The organism is Paenibacillus sp. FSL R10-2778, assembly GCF_038593035.1.
Taxonomy (GTDB): domain Bacteria; phylum Bacillota; class Bacilli; order Paenibacillales; family Paenibacillaceae; genus Paenibacillus_AQ; species Paenibacillus_AQ odorifer.
This window is the reverse complement of record NZ_CP151956.1, coordinates 4,834,759-4,858,335: the sequence shown is the minus strand read 5'-3', so window position 1 is coordinate 4,858,335 and position 23,577 is coordinate 4,834,759. Positions and strand designations below refer to the sequence as shown.

At 44.1% G+C, this 23,577-nt stretch carries 17 protein-coding genes and 1 riboswitch; of the genes, 12 read left to right on the top strand and 5 right to left on the bottom strand.

Going from position 1 to position 23,577, the window contains the following annotated elements; translation table 11 throughout:
• Nucleotides 1–27: 27 nt before the first annotated feature.
• Nucleotides 28–1,125, top strand: coding sequence for a GerAB/ArcD/ProY family transporter (locus NST40_RS21970; RefSeq protein WP_076281415.1), 1,098 nt, complete (start codon nucleotides 28–30; stop codon nucleotides 1,123–1,125).
• Between the two features lie 6 nt (nucleotides 1,126–1,131).
• On the opposite strand, the gene NST40_RS21965 is transcribed toward NST40_RS21970, so the two are convergent.
• The 3 genes from NST40_RS21965 to NST40_RS21955 all read right to left on the bottom strand — a co-directional run bounded on the left by NST40_RS21965 (nucleotide 1,132) and on the right by NST40_RS21955 (nucleotide 4,211).
• Nucleotides 1,132–1,362, bottom strand: a complete 231-nt coding sequence (locus NST40_RS21965; protein ID WP_076127617.1) for a hypothetical protein — start codon at nucleotides 1,360–1,362, stop codon at nucleotides 1,132–1,134.
• 142 nt (nucleotides 1,363–1,504) lie between these two features.
• The gene (locus NST40_RS21960) at nucleotides 1,505–2,521 is read right to left on the bottom strand and encodes an ABC transporter substrate-binding protein (protein ID WP_342409996.1); all 1,017 of its coding nucleotides are present in this window, start codon (nucleotides 2,519–2,521) and stop codon (nucleotides 1,505–1,507) included.
• A gap of 103 nt (nucleotides 2,522–2,624) precedes the next feature.
• Entirely contained in the window at nucleotides 2,625–4,211 is a 1,587-nt protein-coding gene (locus NST40_RS21955) for an AraC family transcriptional regulator (protein WP_339281211.1), read from the bottom strand.
• 149 nt (nucleotides 4,212–4,360) lie between these two features.
• Here NST40_RS21955 and NST40_RS21950 point away from each other — a divergent pair, with 149 nt between their 5' ends.
• From NST40_RS21950 to NST40_RS21935, 4 genes are all read left to right on the top strand, one after another.
• Nucleotides 4,361–4,720, top strand: a complete 360-nt coding sequence (locus tag NST40_RS21950; protein ID WP_076219783.1) for a (2Fe-2S) ferredoxin domain-containing protein — start codon at nucleotides 4,361–4,363, stop codon at nucleotides 4,718–4,720.
• 243 nt (nucleotides 4,721–4,963) lie between these two features.
• Entirely contained in the window at nucleotides 4,964–6,118 is a 1,155-nt protein-coding gene (locus NST40_RS21945; protein WP_076127413.1) for an AI-2E family transporter, read from the top strand.
• A 19-nt stretch (nucleotides 6,119–6,137) separates the two neighbouring features.
• Nucleotides 6,138–7,610 carry a carboxylesterase/lipase family protein gene (locus NST40_RS21940; protein WP_342409995.1) on the top strand — a complete coding sequence of 491 codons (1,473 nt, stop codon included), beginning with the start codon at nucleotides 6,138–6,140 and terminating at the stop codon, nucleotides 7,608–7,610.
• A 23-nt stretch (nucleotides 7,611–7,633) separates the two neighbouring features.
• Entirely contained in the window at nucleotides 7,634–8,038 is a 405-nt protein-coding gene (locus NST40_RS21935) for a VOC family protein (RefSeq protein WP_076192264.1), read from the top strand.
• A gap of 47 nt (nucleotides 8,039–8,085) precedes the next feature.
• Here NST40_RS21935 and NST40_RS21930 read toward each other — a convergent pair whose 3' ends face one another.
• Both NST40_RS21930 and NST40_RS21925 read right to left on the bottom strand, forming a co-directional pair.
• A complete protein-coding gene (locus NST40_RS21930; protein ID WP_076192328.1) occupies nucleotides 8,086–9,588 on the bottom strand; it encodes an N-acetylmuramoyl-L-alanine amidase family protein in 1,503 nt (500 codons plus the stop codon).
• Between the two features lie 207 nt (nucleotides 9,589–9,795).
• Nucleotides 9,796–10,968 carry a substrate-binding domain-containing protein gene (locus NST40_RS21925; RefSeq protein ID WP_342409994.1) on the bottom strand — a complete coding sequence of 391 codons (1,173 nt, stop codon included), beginning with the start codon at nucleotides 10,966–10,968 and terminating at the stop codon, nucleotides 9,796–9,798.
• Between the two features lie 209 nt (nucleotides 10,969–11,177).
• Nucleotides 11,178–11,326: riboswitch (FMN riboswitch) on the top strand.
• Between the two features lie 126 nt (nucleotides 11,327–11,452).
• On the opposite strand from NST40_RS21925, the gene NST40_RS21920 reads away from it, so the two are divergent.
• From NST40_RS21920 to NST40_RS21890, 7 genes are all read left to right on the top strand, one after another.
• Nucleotides 11,453–12,409, top strand: coding sequence for a DMT family transporter (locus tag NST40_RS21920; RefSeq protein ID WP_076219781.1), 957 nt, complete (start codon nucleotides 11,453–11,455; stop codon nucleotides 12,407–12,409).
• 244 nt (nucleotides 12,410–12,653) lie between these two features.
• On the top strand, nucleotides 12,654–16,175 hold the full coding sequence (locus tag NST40_RS21915; protein ID WP_342409993.1) for a glycosyl hydrolase 53 family protein: 3,522 nt from the start codon (nucleotides 12,654–12,656) through the stop codon (nucleotides 16,173–16,175).
• Nucleotides 16,176–16,314: 139 nt separating this feature from the next.
• On the top strand, nucleotides 16,315–18,060 hold the full coding sequence (locus NST40_RS21910; protein WP_342409992.1) for a histidine kinase: 1,746 nt from the start codon (nucleotides 16,315–16,317) through the stop codon (nucleotides 18,058–18,060).
• 18 nt (nucleotides 18,061–18,078) lie between these two features.
• The gene (locus NST40_RS21905) at nucleotides 18,079–19,719 is read left to right on the top strand and encodes a response regulator (RefSeq protein WP_076192254.1); all 1,641 of its coding nucleotides are present in this window, start codon (nucleotides 18,079–18,081) and stop codon (nucleotides 19,717–19,719) included.
• Nucleotides 19,720–19,826: 107 nt separating this feature from the next.
• Nucleotides 19,827–21,545 (top strand): extracellular solute-binding protein, encoded by a 1,719-nt coding sequence (locus NST40_RS21900; protein ID WP_076127426.1) that lies wholly within the window; start codon nucleotides 19,827–19,829, stop codon nucleotides 21,543–21,545.
• A 234-nt stretch (nucleotides 21,546–21,779) separates the two neighbouring features.
• The gene (locus NST40_RS21895; protein WP_036676126.1) at nucleotides 21,780–22,670 is read left to right on the top strand and encodes an ABC transporter permease subunit; all 891 of its coding nucleotides are present in this window, start codon (nucleotides 21,780–21,782) and stop codon (nucleotides 22,668–22,670) included.
• A gap of 27 nt (nucleotides 22,671–22,697) precedes the next feature.
• Nucleotides 22,698–23,576 (top strand): carbohydrate ABC transporter permease, encoded by an 879-nt coding sequence (locus tag NST40_RS21890; RefSeq protein ID WP_036676128.1) that lies wholly within the window; start codon nucleotides 22,698–22,700, stop codon nucleotides 23,574–23,576.
• Nucleotide 23,577: the final 1 nt, after the last annotated feature.

Sequence of the window (23,577 nt, the reverse complement as noted above, 5' to 3'; positions counted from 1 at the left end):
TTGAGAAAGGTGGGAGAAGGCCACTTTATGAAAAAAGAAACCATCAGCGCGAGTCAATTATTTGCTTTGATTTTTTTGTTTGAATTGGGAACGGCCCTTGTGGTACCGATTGGACTTGAAAGTGGCCATGCTGTCTGGATTGCTATTCTGTTAGCTTTGCCCGGTGGACTTCTTTTGTATTTGATTTATGTTTATTTATACCGGCAATATCCGGGCATGATTATTAGCGGGTATACAAGAAAGATACTGGGCAATGTTATAGGCTGGCCGTTAAGCTTAACATACATTCCAATCCTTCTCTTCAATGGCTCCCGAAATCTGCATGAATCAGGTGAGTTGTTAATAGCTGCTTCTTACGACAGAACACCCGTGTTCATCATTTATGCAATGATGGTTGTTGCGGTAATTTACATCTTAAACAAGGGGATTGAGGTGTTTGCGCGGACAGCTGAGATTTATATGCTGATTATAATATTGTTGGGCTTGACCAGTTGCTTTTTGGTTATTGCCGCCGGACTTGTAAAACTAGATAACTTGTTTCCGTTACAGGCCTCGGATTGGAAGAATGCATTAAAATCAGCCTATCTGAATATATGGCTATTTCCGTTCGGGGAGATGGTATGTTTCACTACGATTTTACCTCATATCAAAAAAACCAAGGTAGCAAAAAGAACCGGAATCATCGCAATGACTTTATGCGGATTATTACTCAGTTTTACCCATGCCATCGAAATATCCGTTCTAGGAACAGAAATCTACAGTAGAGCCAATTTTCCGATGTTCACTACGATAACGTTAGTAAACCTGGCCAATTTCATTCAACGTTTGGACGCGCTTGTGCTCTTAACCTTAATCATTGGAGTATTTTTTAAAATGTCAGTATATTGCTACGCTGCAATGGTAGTCACCGCGGATCTATTCAAGGTACAAGACAGCAGGAAGCTCGCCGTTCCCGTTGGTATTGTTGTTTTGTTCGGGGCTTTTATTAGTTCAGCGAATTATCCGATACATATGGACGAAGGAAGGATATTTCTGAAATATATTTTGCCGTATTTCTGTGCCGCTGTACCTATTCTCTTGTGTATCGTTCATTACATCCGCAGAAAATTAGGGAGTATAGGTTAGTTTATTTTATTTAATGGATTTATTGCTTCTATTTCGGATAGAGGATGTAATTGTATTAACAAAAGGTAAGGAGATAAAAACGAGCATAGTTATTGATTCCTGTATGCTTGTAGCTGCAAAGGAGTCATAGATCGTCCGCATTGAAGCGGTGAGGGTTTCTCCTGATAAAAGGTCGATGATTACTGCCATCAGCAACCCCATAAAAGCAAGCATGAAATATAGTGATAGTAATTTCATAATGATCAACTCCATTTGCTAGATTAACCTTAGGCTAAATGTATTATTACCTCTTGAGTGTTTTTGTAGTCAAAAGACATAACAAATCCCCTACTGCTCCAATGTTGTTGGAAGCAGTAGGGGATTCTAATTTAAGCGCATTTTATTTTGTAAGCCAAGCAGCCAGCTCTTCGGTCTGGGATAACACGGCAATTGGATCATAGTACCAGGACCGTTCTTCTTTCCATACATAGAGATGGCCATTTTTGACAGCGGGTAGGCTACTCCAGATTGGATCAGCTTTGTAATCAGCTTCTGTACGGTTATTGGAAGTTAAGATAATATAATCTCCTGCGTATTTAGCGAGTGCCTCTGTAGAGATTTCCGCCCATTGCTTCTCCATAATTTCTGCGGCCACAGCTGTAGGGGGCTTGCGACCCAGCGCCTGATAGACAGGCTGTCCGCCTCGGCCAAAGTTATCGCCATAGGCCCAAATGGATTTTCCGCCGTCTTCCATGATGGAAAACGTTGCATCTGCAGGGAGTGCTTTGTCTACTTTGGCTTTAGCTTCAGCTATCCGTTTGTCGTAATCTGCAAGCCAGCTTTTGGCTTCCTCTTCCTTACCAAGGAGTTCTCCGAAATAGGTTAATTCGGCATGAGCATCTTTCAGATCACCATATGGCACAACGATGGTTGGAGCAATTTTGCTTAGTGCTTCATAGCTTTCAGCTTGTCCAGAAATAATCAAATCAGGATTAAGTGCGATGATTTTTTCAGGTGACATTTTGCCGTAAGTTCCAGTGTCTGCAACTCCAGTAAGTGCCTCCTTAAAATACATATTCTCCAGTGTTAATCCGGGAGCACCAACAGGGATGGTATCTAGCGCAATCAGACTGCCCAGATATTCCTCAGCGACAATCCTTTTAGGTTGAACAGGGATTTCAATATCACCATTTATAGTAGTGACCTTTTTAAGAGCAGCTGTTTCCGTAGTTTCTGTTGGTTGATTAGTTTCGGTAGGTGCTGTAGTAGCCGATGATGTGTTGCTGGTGTTACTGCCTGTATTCCCCACAGAGTTATTGGAATTCCCGCAAGCGGATATGACTAGAATTAATGTCAGCATGAGGGGAAAAAGAAGCCAATGGGATTGTTTGGTGCTATTTTTTCCTGGATTATGCAATTTGTTGTTCCTCCTATGTATATTGATTATCATTCTCAATAAGAACTTTACAAGCTTCACCGGGTATTTACTATGGACGGATATGATCTCAGCTTATGCAAATTTATGATGTCATTACCCGTAGCAATTCTTGAAGCTGTGCCTGTGAGGACAGTGGGTCAAATCCGTAGAACATATCACCTTGGTTCAGAATATATACCCGTCCGTTACGTACTGCATCTAATTGCTTCCAGGCTTTAGAATGTAGTAGGCGAGTAAAACGTTGTCTTCCCTCAGATGATGAAGGGATGCTGGTGATAATAATATGGTCAGCAGGGAACGATACGATATCCTCAATGGATGCCTCTAAGTACCCGGAATCTGTGATCCCTTTTTCAATAATTACGGAGGGGGGCTTGAAGCCAAGATCACCGTATAGAATTTGGCAACCTCTGCCGAAGCTGCTACTGAAACAGTAGGCGGATCGGGAGCTAACCTCCCACACGATAGCCGTACCTCTCTCCATTCCTATTGCATGGTTTAATAACCCGTTGGCGGTAAGACAAAGTCTGTCATAATGACTTAACCATTGTTCAGCACGCTGTCGTCGATTCACAACCTCGGCAATCAGAGCAAATTGCTCTCGCCAACTCATTTGCATAAAGGGCAGCTCAATAACCGGAGCAACAGGAGTCAGAATCTTATTGTCGGGTAGACTGTAGCCGATAATGACATCTGGTTTTACCGCAGCTACTGAGTCATAGAGTAATGAAAATTTACCTTCGCTCATTTGAAGCTGCTTGGAAGCGGGAACTTGTTCCAAGCTATGCTGCCATTCGGAATAAACCCCGAGTTGAGGCATGATTTCCAGTACTCGCAGGCTAGCGGTGTGATTATAGTTCAGGGCAACGACCCGTTTATTCTTATTCTGGTAGGCTGTAGGTGAAACGCCAACAAGCTGCTTGAATTTTCGGCTCAAATAAGTTCCCTCTTCGTAACCAACCTCATGTGCCAAAGTAGTCAGATTGGGGGAACTGGTGAGAATTCGTTGCTGGGCTTTTCGGATTCTTAATAGTGTAATATAAGCACTGAAGGATAGACCTATTGATTTGCGAAAGGCTCGCGAAAAGTGCTCAGGGCTCACTTCAGCTAAAGCAGCCATTTGATCCCGTGTGATATCTTCATTGTAATGAGCTTCTATATACTCCGTCACTTGCTCCATCCAACTGCTTGATCTTTCTTTACGGGATGTCAGTTCACTATGAAGCTCCACTAGGAACTGGGTGAATAGCTGCTGGACCCTAAACGGCTTTTGCTTATCAGCGTCTATCCAAGCACTGTAAAGCTCACCTGCCAAGGCTGTCAAACGTGTAGAGGCATGGTGGACAGGGGAGTTGTCATTTATAAAAATGTCCTCATCTTTACTCTGGGGTATACAGGAATACTCCATCCATATCCCCTTTAACTGTAATTCAGGTTCCATCTTCAATAAAGAAGAACTACTAAGGGCTATTAAGCTTCCGGCCATGACCTTGTGTAGCTTACCGTCTATTTCAAGAAAACCTTTCCCATCCCAGATCATCATAAGGCTGGAATTAGTAGAAGAAATGTTTGAGGCTGTGTAGTTGGTTATTCCCGATAAGCTGATGACCCGAAGGGGCATATAAAAAGGATGGGATGAATAAGGCATCCCGTCGGATTGGATCTGCATGTAGTAATCCCCTTCTTTTCATTGATAATCATTCTCATTTATAGTATAACAGTCTTTCTTACTATTGACTATAATGATGCTTATGATAGTGTTTAAAATAATCCACGAACGGAATAGGGTTAGCTGATAAGAAGGGGTTGAAGTCATCCATGACGACCTGGAATTTACAAGGAACTGTAAGTCACTTATTAATATGTAACGGTAGCAGCTGCAAGAAACATAAAGGTGAAGAGGTAGCTGAAGCGATAGAAGATGAGATTGAGAAGCAAGGCGCACAAAGTCTTATACATACGACTGTGACCCGTTGTAATGGAAGATGTTCAGATGCTTGTGTGGTGATCGCTTATCCCGAAGGTGTGTGGTACAAAGAGATTACACCTAAGCTGGCGAAATCATTAGTGCGGAAACATTTGCAGGGGGAGAAGCTTGAAGGTCACGTGTTATACACCTATGATGGACAATTGATTGCTTCAAATGAAAAGGGCGCTAAAGGGAAAAAGAAAAAATAGCAAGGCTTGGGAGTACCTTTTAGTTGCGGTTCTAACCTTGTACAGAGGAATATCTCGTGCAGGGTTATTTATTTATAAACAGGGGAGGATTATGATTGAATCGGATCATGACCAGACTCGTAATAGGACTGTGTGCTTAATTAAGGACATCAAATTTGACTTGCAGGGCTAACGTTGACTATGCTATTAAAAAGTGAATGAAATAACACAGTATATATGATGGTTTATAGGGGAGAGGGTACGATGGAGAGGCTGCAGGTGTGGCCAGAGAAGTTCAAAAAATTTTTTCTGAATAATAAATTTGTAGTAGTGCTGCTCATTATGCTGCTGGTTGGAATTAATATTCTGGTATTCTCCAAAATACCGTTTATTTTTAAGCCGATATCAGTATTGCTGCACACCGTGGCCGCACCATTATTACTGGCAGGTATAGCTTATTATTTGCTGAATCCGTTGGTAGATCGGATGGAGAAAAGATCCCGAATAAAACGTGTATATGCAATAATCATCCTATATTTGTTGATTGCTGGTATCATCACGCTGGTTTTGTTTATGGTCATTCCAATTATACGGACTCAGCTATCAGGATTGATCGACAATTTTCCAAGGTATAGTGAATTAATTCAAGAACGGTTTATGGATCTGACCGGTACGGAGTTCTTTGGGCAAGTTCAAGACAGTATCGGAACGAACCTAAGTGAGATAACATCTAAGATAACAGCGTGGGGCAGTTCTTTTCTGAATAATGCCTTGACGGGTGTTGGCAGCTTTGTAGGAGCCCTTACAGAGATTGTCTTGGCGGTTGTAACGACGCCATTTATTTTGTTCTACTTGCTTCGCGATGGGAAAAAATTGCCGGATTATATTCTGAAGTTTGTACCTACTTCTCTGCAGCCGCAGACTCGTATGGTCATGTCGGAGATGAACAGTCAGGTATCCTCTTACATACGCGGGCAAATTATAGTCAGCTGCTGTATTGGTCTGCTGCTCTATATTGGCTATTTAATCATTGGTTTGGAGTACTCTCTCGTTCTGGCTATCGCTGCTGCTTGTACAGCAGTTGTTCCTTATCTGGGCCCGGCAATCGCGATTACACCTGCCCTAATTGTGGCGATGGTCACTTCTCCATTTATGCTGCTGAAGATGATTATCGTGTGGACAGCTGTTCAGCTGATTGAAGGGAAATTCATCTCACCACAGATCATGGGCAAGACGTTGAAGATTCATCCGATAACCATTATTTTTGTAATTATATTCGCAGGTAAAATGTTTGGAATTCTGGGGATTATCCTTGCAGTTCCGGGTTATGCGGTACTTAAGGTGGTATTTACACATCTTTTTGAATGGTTCCGGTTTCGATCCGGCTTATATAAACAGATTGAAGAGAATAAGGAATAATGTGGAAGGGTGAAATGTAATGGGAGGACCAATAGCAGTAACCTCTTACGGTAAGCTTCAAGGAATACAGGAGGGGGACGTGAACATTTGGCGCGGGATCCCTTTTGCAGCTCCACCTGTTGGAGAACTTAGGTTTCGTGCACCACAGCCACCAGAGGCCTGGGATGGGATTAGAGATGCTTCTGAATTTGGTCCAGTTAGTCATCAGCCAGCGGATACGAGAGGTACTCGGTTCGGTGGCAAGACGCCGCTTCATTCCGAGGATTGTCTGTATTTAAATATTTGGGCGCCAGCAGTTCATGATGAGCCCCTGCCTGTTATGTTCTGGATTCACGGGGGGACGTTTGTGACCGGGGCTGGAAGTCAGCCGCAGTTTGACGGCACAAGCTTCGCTGAGCGAGGCAAAGTAATTTTAGTGACCATTAACTATCGGCTGGGTCCATTTGGATTCATGAATTTGTCTCCATTTGGCCATGGGCTTGCTTCTAATCAAGGATTATTGGATCAAATTGCCGCGCTGGAATGGGTAAAACTGAATATTGCTGCTTTTGGCGGGGACCCGCAGCGGGTAACTGTATTCGGAGAGTCAGCAGGGAGTATGAGTATCGCAGCCCTTTTGGCTATGCCAGCAGCGAAGGGGTTGTTCGCTGGCGCGATTATGCAAAGTGGGGCTGCTCAGACGCTGCCTAACGAGCAAGGAAAGTACATTGCAGCTGCACTGCTAGCTGAATTAGGGATTGTCCCAGATGGAGATGCCAGTCTTCTGCAAACATTTTCTTCTGAACAAATTATCGATGCAGCCGCAAGAATGACTAAAAAGTTAACGGGTGGCTCAATTGGCATGTTATTTCAGCCTGTCATTGATGGGGACATACTTCCTGTAGAACCAGCACAGGCTGTGGCAGAAGGATCGGCACATGGTATTCCGCTATTGATCGGAACCAACCGCGATGAGGGCAACTTGTTCTTCAGAGAAGAATCACCTGAGGCAGACTTTGACGAATCACTCAAGGCGCTGGAGCAGATGATGGGTACTGGGAGTCTGAAGGAAATTGCTAACCATTATTCTTCCACCTGGGAGGGACAAGCTGAAATTCTAACGGATCTTTACTTCTGGGCAACCTCGGTGTCTCTGGCGGAAAACCAATTGAATTATGCACCAGTCTGGATGTACCGTTTTGACGGCACGATCCCAGGGCATCCTTTGTTAAATAAAGCTGTGCATAGTGCAGAAATCGTTTATGCCTTTAATAATCTATCTCATCTAACCCATCTTAGGGCAGAAATTAATCCAACGATGCAGAAGTTGGCTGAAGTTATGCATGACGCTTGGATTGCTTTCGCTCATCAAGGAAATCCGGCTACAGCAGAGAGGGTATGGCCGAAATACAATCTGGAGGAACGGGCTACCTTGATCTTTGATGAAGATACGCATGTAGCTTATGATCCTGAGTCAGAGAAACGCAAAAGAATTGTCACTATGCTGGCTTAAGAAGTTTGAGAGGCTGAATAAAGATGCAGGTAGAAGGTTTTAACCATGTGACCGTAAATGTCAGTAATTTAGCAAATTCCCTGAATTTCTACACAGGAATTCTGGGCCTTCAGCTAGTTCATAGAGGTAAAACTGATGCTTATCTGGAATGGGGAAGTGCCTGGATATGTCTTCTTGAAAAGCCTGATTATATGGCGATTGCAGATAAAGGGGTCGGGGTAGATCACATCGCTTTTAGTATTGCAGAGGAACATTTTGAGGAAGCCGTCCAAGGATTGCAAACCCAGAATGTGCCCATAATTAGAGGGCCAATCAAACGGGGAATAGGCTGGACGGTCAATTTTCTAGATCCAGATGGTATACAGCTGGAGCTGCATACCTCGAATCTGCGGGAACGAATGAGTGTTTGGAACACTGCTACCGAATAAAGATGGGTGTCCTATCAGCCTAAACGGCTAATGGGACACCCATTTTTTTAACGACCTAAATATTCTTTGATTCCTAAAACTACTGCTTCGGCTATTTTATTTTGGATGTCCGGGGTAAACAGCAATGCTTCATCCTTGGTATTGCTTAAGTAACCACATTCTAATAATATTGCTGGCATTTTGGTTTCTCTTGTTACATGATAGTTTGCTTGACGAACCCCTCGGTCCTGTAGTCCTGTAGCAACTGCGAGATATTTGTGAACGGTTTGAGCGAATAATAAGCTATCATTACGTGTGTAATAGGTCTCTGTGCCACTAGGGTTACTTTTACTGCCCGCCGGAATACTATTGGCATGAACAGAGATAAATAGATCGGCTTTTACATTGTTGGCGAGGTTAGATCTGTCCTGTAGAGTTGGGTATGTATCGCCACTGCGCGTGAGTATAACCTCGATATTTGGTTCTTTCTTTAGTAATTCTGCAATTTTCAGTGCTGTCGGTAAGGTGAAATCTTTCTCTTTAAGCTTGTTAACACTTGAACTCCCTGGATCTTTCCCACCATGTCCTGCATCGATGACGATTATCTTCTTGTCTGTGTTGCCGGTAGAAGGTGGAGGAGTTATAACCGGTACTTCTGGTAAGGTGGTTTCAGGAAGCGTAACGCTAGTCCCATTAAGATCCACAATAATAAGTCCATCATTAGCATTTATCAGACTGTAGCTATTAGCGCTGTTTAGATCAATGACGATCCGAATGGTAGATGGGGAACTGCTGAATAATGAATAGCGAACGGCAGAGACATTAGGATAGTCAGTAACCGTTAACTGTCCGCTTTGGTTCTTTCCTACGGACAGATTCTGATGGAAGTCGGTTCCAAAGCCAGTATTCGGTAAATCCACGACAATTCGGTCTTTGTCTGTCATAGTGAACACGGTAGGTTTTATACTGCCGTTCACTGCAATAACCAGCTGGTTATCGATGAAGCTTAGATTGGTGACTGTAGCTACTGAGCTATTCCCTTCATTTGCTGTATTCCCGTTTGATCCGTTGTCTGAAGGTGCTGTTGGAGTGGGTTGTGGAACCGTAATTTCCGGATCGCTTCCCCCAATCTCAGGTACTGGAGAGGTTAAATATACGGTTTTGGTTACATTGTCCCAACCGACAGTAGTTCCTGTCTGTTCCCCAACAAATCTTAAAGGAACAAGGGTTGTGCTGCCACTGAGAAACGGAGGATTGTCCAGTTTGACTTGTTTCCCTGAAGCTTCTGCCATCGTATTATCCACGATCAGCTTTAAAGTAGTTCCCTTTTGCTCAATGATCGCCGTCTTGGTCACATTATCCCATTTCACGGTATAACCAAGCTGTTCCGCAACAACACGAAGAGGAACCATTACACTGCCATTTACAATTTGTACCTGTGCTTCTTTTGAAATCTTAAGATCGTTGCCGTCTAGGTTGATGTGTGTTTCCGCAGAGCCGGCATAACCAGTTCCTGGATGAACCAGCACCAACAAAAGCAGCAGTAACGCCAAAAAACCAAACTTTTTCATCTGCAATCCCTACCATCCCCGTTTATTGGTCTTTAGCAATTCTTACTTTTTCTTCCTTTGATGCCGTTTAAGGCTCGTATAAAGTATAAACGACAATAGTTTCCAAAAGTTGCGCTCTACAACAGATAAAAAGGAAAATTTTCGGTATAAAAATAGAAAAAGAGCCTTCCCAAACATTTGGGATAGCTCTCATTTGCTAGAGAGATTTTATTTTAACGATGTATAACCTGTTTTCTCTACCAATTTCTGACCTTGAGCAGATTGAATCCAATCCAGAAAGGACTGAATATTAGGGTTGTCGCTTCCCGCGGTCACTGCATAAAATTCTGTTGCCAAAGGGTACTGTCCACTACGAATACTTTCCTTGTCTGGTTGGATATCATCGATGGCCAGCAGGGCTATTTCCCCGTTTTGATTCATTTCTGAGGCATAAAATAAGAAGCTGTAGCCCAGTGCATTTTTATAGTTTCGATAGCTGGAGGTTTGTTGAATGATACCGCTCATAATATCCGCTACGTCTTCTTGAGGCGGCTTCATGAGTGGAGTGTCCTTCATAAACTTTTGCAACATCGTCTGGCTTCCGCTATCTTCAGGTCGTTGAAAAGCACGGATTCGGTTATTAGCTCCGCCTACATCTTTCCAATTTGTGATCTTGCCTGCGTAAATATCTTTAAGTTGAGCGGTGGAAAGTCCGGTTACGTCGTTTCGTTTGTTTACAAAAAATACGAAGGCCTCGCGGCCGATCGGCGTTAGCTTCAGTTCGACACCTTTGCGCTTAGCTTCTTTTTGTTGTGCAATTGACGGAGCCGCTACAAATATAATATCGGTTTCTCCTTCAATTAATCTCTTGTAAGCTTCAGGTGTGCTGCTGCAAATTACTTGACTTGTTTGAAAATCATACGGATTATAATAACCCTCAGGATAAGTAGATTGAACGAAAGCTGAATACAGTGGATAAAGTGCGGTCGCGCCGTCCAATCTTGGAAGATCGCTATCGATATGATAGGAAGAAGGTTCGTCCAGATTCACTGCTTTGGTCTTTTCAGCAAAGGGTTCATACTGTAGCAGATTAACCTCCCGATCATCGACCATGGCAATTCTGTTGACGTACGCTTGCTTGATCTCATATCCTGCGGTCGCGAGCAGACTAAGTCCGAGGATAGATAACAATACAATATTGCTTGTTCTTCGGGATAATACATTAAATATGATGAGTACAACATAGATGGCTAATACGATCGCTAAGATCGTCACAAGTGGGGTATAAAACAGCAGTCCTCCGTAAAGCGCAGTAATTATAGCACCTATGAATCCTAAAAAAGCTATTCCTCCAACGGCAAAAATGGAGAACAATAATTTCGTCCAGAATGCTTCTTTCATAACAACCTCCTCGACATGATTACTAAACTATGGAAAAATCAACATAATTTCATTATACAGAAGTTTTTTGGATGAAGCAGTAGAACAATTACGAATAAACATGTAATAAAATGCTGCGAAACATGAAAGTAATGTGTACATTTTCATAAAGTACTGGACGAATGGCAAGAAGAGGTTTATTCTGAGATTGTGAAAAAAACAACGGAATACAAGATTCTCGGGGTAGGGTGAAATTCCCGACCGGCGGTAATGTTCAAAGCGAACTGAGCCCGCGACTCACTTGTTCTGCTTGCAGAGAAGTGACTGATCTGGTGTAAATCCAGAGCCGACGGTAAAGTCCGGATGGGAGAGGATCATAAGATAAAGACGCTAGGAGTCTATCCTTGTACGTCTTTATTGATAATGCCCCCGAGTTTACCTTTTTGGTAATTCGGGGGTTTTTGGTCTCTTATCGAGGGTTTGTATCGACAAGGAGAAGGAAATTATGAGTAATGTTACAGCTTCATCATCATCTAAGGTTGGCAGTACATCAACGCTACGCAGTGGATTTTGGCTCGTTGTGATTGGTGCAGCATTATGGGGCGTTGATCCGCTCTTTCGTATCATCCTGTTAAAATCCTTAACCTCATCGCAAATTGTTCTTCTGGAGCATGTGGTGCTTTTCTTGGCTGCTTCACCTGTTCTTTGGCGTCACCGGGCGGAGCTTAAAGGAATTGGATTTCGCCAGATTGGTGCTTTATTGATTGTTTCATGGGGAGGCTCTGCCGGGGCGACGATCCTATTTACGATGGCACTTTCCAGTGGGGATTTGAATGCGGTGCTGTTACTGCAGAAGCTTCAGCCAATATTCGCTATCGGTCTCGCTGCTTTAATTCTTAAAGAACGTTTGCCAAAAAATTTCGGACCACTCATTGTGTTGGCGCTGGTAGGAACCTATCTGCTGACCTTTGGCTGGAGTATCCCTTTCGGACATGTGAATAACTTTATTGGGGTTAGCAGTCTGATGGCCTTGGGAGCAGCTGCACTGTGGGGGGGATCGACAGTCATGGGACGTTATCTGCTCGGTTCTATGAAATATGAGACAGTGACTTCGCTGCGGTTTATCCTTGCGCTTCCTTTACTTTTTGTTATCACTACGCTAGAAGGTGCCCCGTGGCAGATTCATGGCGGGTTTGGTGCATCGGCAGCTATTGCGGTTAATCTATTGCTGCAAGCTTTGCTGCCAGGACTTCTTAGTATGTTGTTGTATTACAAAGGACTTAGCACGACGAAAGCTTCCTTCGCCACATTGGCTGAACTCAGCTTTCCTATGACGGGAGTAATCATTAACTGGATCGTGTTCCAACAGCTGGTCACTATCCCGCAGATTCTCGGATTTGCCTTGATCTGGGTCGCTTTATTCTTTTTATCTAATCAACAGTCCAAACCACAAACGCTCTGAGCAGATTGAAGTGGAATGGTTCTACCTATATAAAGATGATTCGAAGCCGTATGGCTTTCGGATCATCTTTTTTTGTATGTGATTTTACTCCTTGCTTAGATCAAATCGACTGCAAAAACTGCTGAAATGTTTCTAACGTAACATATAGCAGAGTTAATAAAGCGTTTACAATTAGGGAGTGCACAAAATGACTGTGCTGCTGAGTACATAATCCATGATTAAATTATTTAGGAGGAAGCAGACATTGAAGAAATCATTTGTATTATTTATGATTCTGACCTTTCTTATTGCCCCTTTTACGTTTGGGCAGTCTGCTCAAGCGGCAGGAGATGAGAATATTGCCCTAGGAAAGCCTGCTATATCCGATAGTGAGCTTGCAGGATATGAAGCGGGTAACGCAGTAGATTCCGATGAATGGAACACACATTGGACGGCGAATGACGGGAGCTTTCCTCATTGGCTGGAAGTAGATTTGCAAGGTGCATATGATTTGTCAGGTGCAACCGTCATCTGGAATGCATGGAGTTACATTAATCAATATACGATTGAAGTATCACGTGATCATAAGGTATGGACAACAGTTGTGGACAAAAGTCAGAGCAGCAGTGTAGAGCAAACTCAGTACAATGCTTTTAAGCTGCGGAATGTTTCTTATGTAAGGGTCAACCTGACCGGCATCAACGGCGGAAAATGGGCAGCCATTAATGATCTGAAGGTCTGGGGTGTTCCCGCAGCCAGCGCGCCGCATGAGCCGGCACAGGGTGAAATACAAACTGTTCTGCCAGTACGGTTGGACACGGAAATTGGGCAAGCCCCTGAGCTTCCAAGTGTTGTAACTGTGGTATATAGCAATTCTGACACGGAGGATGCTCAGGTTGCTTGGGATGTGATCCCGCCAGCAGAGTATTCCCGTCCCGGAACCTTTACAGTAAGCGGTTCTATCTCAGGTACTGTGCAGAAGGCAGTGGCGAAGGTAACAGTAGTAGGTGACAGCGGCACGCCTATTGTTGGATTTGAGAGTATAAATGTCAGCACAATTACGGATGTGCCTGCTTTATTGCCATCAGCGGTAACGGCTATATACGAAGATGGGTCAAGCAAACAGCTGCCTGTAACCTGGGATGACCTTACTGAAGCGGAGTACGCGGTTGAAGGAACTTACAGCGTAATGGGGAAAGTTGCAGGGACAGACCTACAACCCACAGCTGATATTCAGGTTACTCCGCTTGTGCTGCAATCCGGGTTCATAAAAGGTGCGGACATTTCCACACTGGAAGCGATTGAGGATGCCGGTGGAAAGTATTACGACAATGGAGTAGAAAAGGATTTGCTGGATATTCTTAAAAGCCGGGGTGTAAATTACATTCGGCTGCGTTTATGGAATGATCCTCAGGAAGCTGGCGGCTATAATGACCGTGAGCATGTTGTGGAAATGGCGCAGCGTGTCAAAGCCAAAGGCTTTAAGCTGTTGCTTGATTTCCACTACTCTGATTTCTGGGCTGATCCCGGAAAGCAAAACAAGCCGGGAGCATGGGCGGATTACTCCTATGATGAATTGAAGCAAGCGGTATATGACTATACCAAAGATGTTATGGATGAGCTAAAGGAAAAGGGAGCTTCACCCGATATGGTCCAAATCGGAAATGAGATTAATGGGGGCTTGTTATGGCCTGACGGCAAATCCTATGATCAAGAGAATGCTTTTGAGAAGGTTGTTCCGCTTCTGGAGAGCGGAGTGAAGGGAGTTAGAGACAGCGAGGGTGCAGGTCAGGATATCAAAATTATGATCCATCTTGCTGAAGGTGGCAAAAATGATATGTTTCGTTGGTTCTTTGACGAATTAACGCAGCGGAATCTTGATTATGATGTGATCGGCGCGTCCTTTTATCCGTATTGGAGCGGAACGATGGATAGCCTGCAGTTTAACTTGGACGATATCTCTAAACGATATGGTAAAGAAGTGATTGTGACGGAAACCGCGTATCCTTACACGCTGGAGGACGGCGACAATTTTGAGAATAACATCGCCCGCCAAGATCAGCTGGACGGCAGTGGCTTCCCAGCTACGGTTGCAGGTCAAATGGCGGAGGTCAAAACAGTAATGAATGTATTGTCCAAAGTACCCGATGGTAAAGGAACAGGCTTGTTCTATTGGGAACCAGCTTGGATTCCAGTGCAAGGTGTAGGCTGGAAGGTAGGCGAAGGAAATGCTTGGGAGAATCAGGCAATGTTCGATTTTGCAGGGAATGCACTCTCTTCATTAAATGTCTTCAAAACCCCGGTGGCCGGTGAGGGGGGCGAAGAGGAACCCGGAACGGGAGGGAATCCTGGCACTGGTGGGGAACCCGGAACGGGAGGGAATCCTGGCACTGGCGAGGAACCCGGAACGGGAGGGAATCCCGGCACTGGTGAGGAACCCGGAACGGGAGGGAATCCTGGCACTGGTGAAGAACCCGGAACGGGAGGAAATCCCGGCACTGGCGAGAATCCCGGAACGGGAGGAAATCCCGGCACTGGTGAGGAACCCGGAACAGGGGTTAATCCTGATCCTATCATCACCGTTAGAGATTCAAGCGTTGTAAATTCAGCAAATAAAGCAGTGGTCGAACATACAACGGCAGGACAACTTCAGGTGAAGGCACAAGCAGGAATTTCCGGCATAGCTGATATCACGCTAAGTATAGAGGATATCAATAAGGCGTTGTCGAGGCTTCCGGCGGATGGAAAACTGGTTATTTCTGTTCTGCCATCGACGGGAGAGCTTAAGGGAGCAGTCGTTCATCTTCCGTTGAGTTCTATACTAGAGCAGGGCAAACATCCTCAAATAGTAATTGTATATGGGACGGCCTCTGTTACGGTTTCTACGGAAGCTAGTGCAGGAATTATAAAGACGGGAGGTAAGGAACTAACGCTCTCACTGGTTCAGGTAGCTACGCCAACCTTGCCTTCACCATTGGCAACTGGAGCAAAAGACTATCCGGCCTATAACATCCATGTGTCAGTAGACGGGACTTCTATCGATGTTTTCAAAAAAGGAGCAATATCGGTAGCCTTCCACTACAAGCTGAAGCTCGGGGAGCAGAGCCAGCGGATTGCTGTTTATTCGATACTTGCTGATGGAAAACTCGAAGTTATCAAAGCTGTGCGGTACAACCCAACCGCGGAACAGATTGTGTTTAATCCAAGTCATTTCAGCATTTATGCTGCGGGGTACGCAGAGGTGGGGTACACAGATTTAAAAGCAGCAGATTGGGCCACGTTAGCGATTGAATCCTTGACGGCTAAAGGGATCGTGCAAGGAATAGGAAACGGGATCTTTAATCCGCAAGGGGAGGTTACACGCGCTGAATTTGTCAGCATGCTGCTGTCCGCGCTGGAGTTAAATGCAGAAAGAGGAACAGGCAGTTTTAAAGATGTGAACCTTGATGCGTGGTATAGCTCTGCTGTGAATACTGCTGGGAAATTGGGTGTTGTACAAGGACATACGGATGGCACTTTTGGCCCGAATGATAAATTGTCCCGTGAAGAAATGGCAGCTATTTCATACCGTGCGCTTAAGCTGGCGGAGAAAGTGAACGGTCAGAAAGATGTGAACGTTATTTCTTTTAAAGATAAAGACCTGATCTCGTTGTATGCCAGTGAAGGGATAACAGCGCTTGCGCAGGCTGGGATTATCAATGGATTCGAAGATGGCAATTTCCGCCCGCAAGCCCATACAACACGCGCTGAAGCGGCTTACATCATACTCAATCTTTTGCAGCAATAATAGGCAGACAGGCAATAACTGTGCTCGAAAAGGCAGTTAGGGCCTGTCTTTACCACATTTTTTAGATATTTATCTTTTCGCAAGTAGGGATTGTTTGTACAATAGGGGCTATGACATTTGAGCCGGAGAGTGAAGGAACGTGTATAGATATAATTTATTTACCAAAATCGTGAGTATCATGGTCATTATGCTGATCCCGATAACCATCCTTTACTTCTATTCCAATAAAACGACCACGGATGTGCTGCGTACGGAGTTAAATACTTCGAATAATAATCAGCTTAGTTTTTTTCAGAATCAGGTAGAAAGTAATATGGAGTTATTGTCCTCGTGGCCGATTCTGCTGATCCATGATCCTGATATCCTCAGCCTTAAGGATACTTATCTGGAAAAAGGGCGTTTGAATCTGGATACGATAAACCTGATCAAACGGATTCAGACCAAAATCAGCATTCAAGAAAGCTCCTCCAATTGGAAGAGTAAGCTATATTTATACTCCCCGTCCATTCATCGTATGGTGTCTGAAAATGATGCGAAGTTATACGAAGATGTGGATCTGAAGCGGGAAGTGAAGTCGGGCTGGCAAGTGGAGAAAATCGAAGGGCAGGAGGGTGACCGCTTCGTATTCTCATGGTTTTCTTTTACACCCTTTATGTCAGAATTCGCTCCGGAAAAAGTCAAAACGGTTATGAAGGTAGAGTTCGACAGCCGGAACATAGAAGATATGCTGGATAAATTCAAAAGTGATGGCAGAAGAGATCCTTTTTATTATAAGCAGGGAACAGGACTTATTTTTAACCGCAGTGCCGACAAGGTGTTAGCTAAAGAATTGGTAGACAGGCTGGAAGAGACCCAGCTGAAGCCTAGTGAGAATCGCACGGTCAAAATAGAAGGTGAATCCTACAGTGTAAATATCGTCTATTCGGACAAAATGGGCTGGTATTTGATCGACTATATGCCGCTGACTGAAATCCTACATCCGATCCTGACCTCTAATCGTTTATTTTATTTTGCGATCAGTGCTTTGTTGTTAATGAGCTGTCTCGTAGCCTATCTATTATATGTTCAAGTGCAGGTGCCTATAAGGTTATTGGTTGGAGGCTTTCAACGGTTGAAGCAAGGGGATTATTCTGCGCGAGTGGAGATTAAAGGGAAGAATGAATTCAGCTTCCTGTCCGGCCGGTTTAACAGTATGGTAGAACAGATTCAGATGCTGATCGAGAATGTGCTGATGGAGAAAATCCATGTTCGCGAAGCCCGCTTAAAGCAGCTTCAATCACAGATAAATCCACATTTTTTCTATAATTGCTTCTCCTTTATTACAAGTATGGCGAAGCTCGATAATATGGGGGCAGTCGTTGGGATGTCGCATAATTTGTCCCGATATTACAGATACACCACTCGTCAGGAACGTGATTTGGTTGCGCTGTCTGAAGAGGTGGAATTTGTGAATCATTATCTGGAGATCCAGAAGATGAGGATGAGCAGACTTCGTTATGAGATCAATATCCCACCGCAAATGCGCAAAAGAGAGCTTCCGCCGCTCGTGCTGCAGCCTTTGGTGGAGAATGCGGTTATACATGGAATTGAGCCCGTCGCCAAAGAGGGACTGGTGCGGATTACGGGTTCCTGTGCAGGCAGAGAAATGACGCTTACGGTTGAAGATGATGGTCAGGGCATGACGCCAGAGGAAATTATAGAACTGGAAAATAAACTAAGCAGGGCGATGGATGAAGAAATGGGCTGCGGTCTATGGAATGTGCATCAGAGAATGCGGCTGCGTTTTGGGGAGACGTCTGGCTTGCGCATCTCGCCTTCTCCGCTTGGAGGATTACAGGTGACACTGCAGTGGTTGCTGCCCTACACAGACAATGAAATGGAATGACATCTAGGAGGGGAAAGAATGATAGAGCTGTTGTTAGTTGATGATGAGCCCTATGTTACGGAAAGTTTAGCTCGTACTATTCCATGGGCTGAAATCGGGGTAAAGCAGGTGCATCAAGCGGCATCGGGTGCTGAAGCTCTGCAAATTATGGAACAGCAGGCTATAGATATTATGGTTACGGATATTTCAATGCCAGGAATGACTGGCCTGCAATTAATTGAAGCCGTGAGCGAGAAATGGCCAAATATTCGGTCCATTTTATTGACAGGTTATTCCGATTTTCAATATGCGAAAAAAGCTATTCAACTGCAGGCATTTGATTATATTTTGAAGCCGGTAAGTGATGATGAGTTTATCAAAAGCGTATCCAGTGCGATTGAATCTTTGAAAGACGAATGGGAAGCTCATGATAGATATCATTTGCTGCTGTATAATCGCAAAGCCGATTACAGTGTTTTGCGGGCTAATCTGATGCATGAATTGCTTCTCGGCAGGGTGCTGTCTGAGCGGACACTAGCCATTAAGCTGAAGGAATATGAAATCTCCTTCCAGCCGGATGCTGAAGCGGCGATGCTGCTGATTCAGCTGGGTAAACATTATGCCGCAATGGATCACCATTCGGTCTCTCTCATGGAATATGCGATCGGCAACATTGCCGAGGAGCTTTTTAAGGAACAGTTCCATGTCTGGTTCTGCAAAGCGCCGCATGATTGCTTGATTCTGCTTGTTGAATTAAAGCCGGCAGTACAGCAGGAATTGGAGCAAATGGCTAACTATGAAGCTGCAAGGCAGCAAATCCTAAAAGCGGTGATCGCCAATTTCCGAATTAGTGTAAGCAATTACCTCAAGGGTGAGATTTCACTGATTGTAACAGAGTGGTTCACCTTTCCGGAGGGGATGACGGCTGCCTATAGAAGCGGTCTTAGCTCGATGTATTTGGCAGCACATGATGAATCCAGCTCCGTGCTGTTTTTGGATGACCGCCAGCATCAGGAGACGATCAGCATCAAATCGCTCGAATGTCTTTATCGTCCACCTACACTCATTCATCTGCTGGAATCCAAACAATGGGATTCAGCAAGGCAAAAAATTGCTGACGTGTTCCGGGATATGGAGAATGCACGGTTTTCCAGTGAACATCTGTACGAGGTCTTTCTATCGATAACCAATGCATTTATGTATATAGCGCATAAGAGTGGTCAGTTCATCTCCAAGATCGACCAATACGCTTTAGATCCGTTGTTGACGCAGAGTATTATTGTTTCTTTTGATAAGCTTAAAGATTGGGCGTTTGATATGCTCGATAAGCTTCAGAAGGAGCTATCCGAAAGCGATCAGAATACGAAAAGTTATATTATCAAGCAGGTGCATGAGCTGGTAGGAAACCATTCGGGGCATGAGCTGTCCGTCAAAACCATTGCCGATCATGTATATTTGCATCCAGTCTACTTGTCCAAGATTTATAAAGCTGAGACTGGGGAAGGACTTGGGGACTATATTATTCGGATGCGGATGGAACGGGCACTTTATCTGCTTAAAAATACGAATAAAAAAATCTATGAAATTACCTCTGAGCTTGGATATCAGAATCCGCAATATTTCAGTAAGATGTTCAAAAAACACTACAATATGACACCAAATGAATTCCGGGACGGATAGAGGTTGAGAAAGGTGCAGAAACCTTGTTTAAATGACGTATTCGGGCTCAGCGTCGTTCCCTATAATTAAAATGTAACCAACACTTATGGAATCCAAGGGGGAACAAAATGAGCGCGATGAAGAGAAAAAGATGGCTGCCGCTCCTGTGCATGAGCATGCTTTTGGCGGGTAGCCTTGCGGGCTGTTCAGGCAATAACGCTGCTAACAGTAAAGACACTGCTGGAGATAAAGCAGCTGGTGAAGCGACTGCAAATACAGCTTCCAATTCTGAAAACGCCTACAAGGATAAATACGATCCTGAGGTGACATTTACAACCGCATGGGGCGTAGACCCTGAGCTGAAATTCAAAAACGGTGAAAGCATTGAGAATAACGTGGCTACAAAATGGGCTAAAGAAAAATTCGGCATCAATATTAAGTCCCTTTGGTCCATCACAGATACGAACGGCGCATTTGGTACGAAGCTGCGTTTATCCATGTCTTCAGGTCAGGACATGCCTGATGTCGTAACCATCGGTACAGCCGACAACACGATTGCACAGGATTTGATCGATTCCGGCATGTATGCAGATGTAGGAACTTTGTTTGATAAATATGCTTCAGATACTTGGAAAGAAGCGATGGCACAGGATCCTAACGTTTGGAACCAATACAGCCGTGATGGCAAAAGAATGGGCCTGCCTGTTCTCGATTATGCATATAACCATGATTACATTCTGTGGATCCGCCAAGATTGGCTGGATAAGCTGAATATGCAAGCCCCTAAGACGATCGATGAGCTGGAAAAAGTGATGGATGCGTTCAAGAATCAGAACCCTGATGGTTTGGCACCAGACAAGGTAACTCCACTTAGTATCGGCTTCAAAACAACGATGAACACTTGGATGGGCGATCCATCTTGGATCTTTGGTGCTTACGGAACCTTGCCACAGCAATGGAATCTAGATGCTGATGGTAAACTAGAATACGGCTCAGTAAATGCTGGCATGAAGCAAGGGCTTGAAAAACTGAAGGAATGGTTGGCGAAAGGTTATATTCCTCAGGAAGCAGCTCTTTGGGATGAGAACAAAACTGCCGAACCAGCAGTTGCAGGTACAGCAGGGATTCTCCCGGGTCCTTACTGGATGAGCGGCTGGCCGCTTCAGGATACCGTGAAGAACTCTCCAGATGCAGTATGGGCTCCAATTGAAATTCCAGCGGGTCCAGATGGAAAGGTTATGCGTCATGGCACACAATTCACTAACGGTGTAACTTTGATCAGCACGAAAATGAAAAATCCAGAAGCCTTCTTTACTTATCAAAACTATCTGTTCGATAACTTTGCTAATCCAACGCCAGGCAGTGAACTGGATAACGGTCTTTTTGCAGGATATGACTATGAGCTAGACGCGAACGGCAAGATGATCGAAAATGATAAAATTGCTGGCGGTTATGTGAATAGTGTTCGTTATATGCTGGTTCGTGACGGTGCCCGGATCCCGGATGCCCAAATGAAAGCACTCCTTAACCTGGCAGATGGCGCAGAGCCAACAACCCGTCTGGAGAAGGACGTAGCTGTGAATTATGGTAAAGATACCCCTGCGGCTGCCAAAGTTCTGCTGGCGCAAGAGGATAAATCCTTTAAGAATATGTTCACAGGTCCTACGACCGAAACTATGAAATCGAAGATGGACTATCTGAACAAAATTGAGAACCAAACGTTTAATGAAATTATCTATGGCAACAAACCGCTGGATGCATTTGATTCCTTTGTAGCAACCTGGAAATCAGGTGGTGGCGATCAAATCACTAAAGAAGTTAACGAATGGTATGACAGCGTAAAATAAGGTTTGGATTTAGTTTGACTAGGTAAAAAGCAGTAAACGGGACCGTCTCTTCAGCCGTAGCATTAGGCTTTAGGGAGGGTCCCTGTTTGCGTTTGAAGTCCTCTTTTTTCAATGTGATAAAGAGATTGCTTTTGTACCATATATATTGGTTTTGCCCGCTATTTGAGGAATTCGGGCGTTGCTATAATTTGAGTATGGTTACAGAAGAACTTGACAAGATATGGGGGACCAAGGATGAGAACACTAAAAAAAACATGGCCTTTTCACTTGATGTTATTGCCGGCGATGATATTCCTGATCATCTTCAGCTTTATTCCAATGGGCGGAATTGTGATGGCATTTCAGGATTATAAGCCATGGCTTAAAATTTCAGGCTCGGCATGGGTTGGATTGGACAATTTCCGTTATCTATTTGAACGTAATGACAGTATGCAGGTCATTTGGAATACATTGATTATTGCTGTTCTAAAAATGATTTTCAATCTGGCTGTACCGTTTGTATTCGCCATTTTGTTAAATGAGATTCGCAAGGTATACATACAGCGTACTATTCAGACACTGGTATACTTGCCTCACTTTTTATCTTGGGTTATTCTCGGCGGGATCTTGCTGGATTTGCTTGCTACAGATGGTTTTGTCAATCAGATCTTAGGCAGCATGGGCTTCAAACCAATCTTTTTCTTAGGCGATAACAACTGGTTCCGGTTCACAGTTATTCTCACAGATGTGTGGAAGGAATTTGGTTATAATACGATCGTTTTCTTAGCTGCTCTAGCAGGAATCAATCCATCATTATATGAAGCTGCTGAAATAGACGGCGCTAACCGCTGGAAGCAGACACGTTTTATCACAATGCCATCTCTATTGCCAATGGTTGTGGTGGTAGGTACCTTGGCTCTCGGAAATGTATTGAACGCAGGGTTTGACCAGATTTTTAACCTCTACAATCCACTGGTCTATCAGAAAGGCGATATTATTGATACCTTCGTGTACCGCACGGCTATTCTGAATGGTGAGATGGGCTTTGGTACGGCAATCGGACTGTTTAAGTCGGCCATTAGTATGATCCTAATTCTCGTCTCGTACAGTTTGGCTAAGAAGTGGGCAGGATATCGCATTTTCTAATCTACCAAAGGAAGAGGGAGACAACTTATGTATTACAAAACAAGAGGTTATCGTATATTCAACGTGTTTAATACTTGCTTTCTAATCCTGCTCGCACTGATGTGTATTGTACCTTTGATTCACGTGCTGGCTGTATCCTTTAGCGCGAAGTCGGCAGCGGATGCCAATTTGGTAGGATTATGGCCAAAGCAGTTCTCTCTGGAAGCTTATAAAAAGACAATAAACAATCCGATCTTTCTACACTCCATCTGGGTATCTGTTCAAAGAACCATACTCGGGACTGGACTTACACTTTTAATTACTTTTTTGGCAGCCTATCCGTTATCCAAAGAAAACTCAGCCTTCAAGGGCCGTAATGTTTACTCTTGGTTGTTCGTTTTCAGTATGGTGTTCAACGGTGGATTGATTCCATTTTACATTGTGATTCAAAAGATTGGTTTGATGGATTCCTTCTGGGTACTTGTTCTGCCAGGTGCGGTAAATACGTTCTTGGTGATTCTGATGCTGAACTTCTTCCGTGGTATTCCAAAAGATCTGGAGGAGGCCTCGCTAATAGACGGAGCCGGACATTTCCGTACGTTGTTCAGTATTTACTTGCCGATTTCTCTGCCGTCGATCGCTACGATTGCCTTGTTCAGCATGGTATTCCATTGGAACTCCTGGTTCGATGGACTATTGTATTTGAATAATTCCAAGCAATTTCCACTGGCGACATTCCTGCAGACGGTTATCATTCAACGGGATATGAGCTCCATGAGCATCAATCCAAAGGAAATGGAGCTGATCTCGCAGACGACGGTGAGAGCCGCGCAAATATTTATCGGAGCCGCTCCAATTTTGATCGTATATCCTTTCCTGCAAAAATATTTTGTTAAAGGGATGACACTTGGTTCTGTAAAGGAGTAGC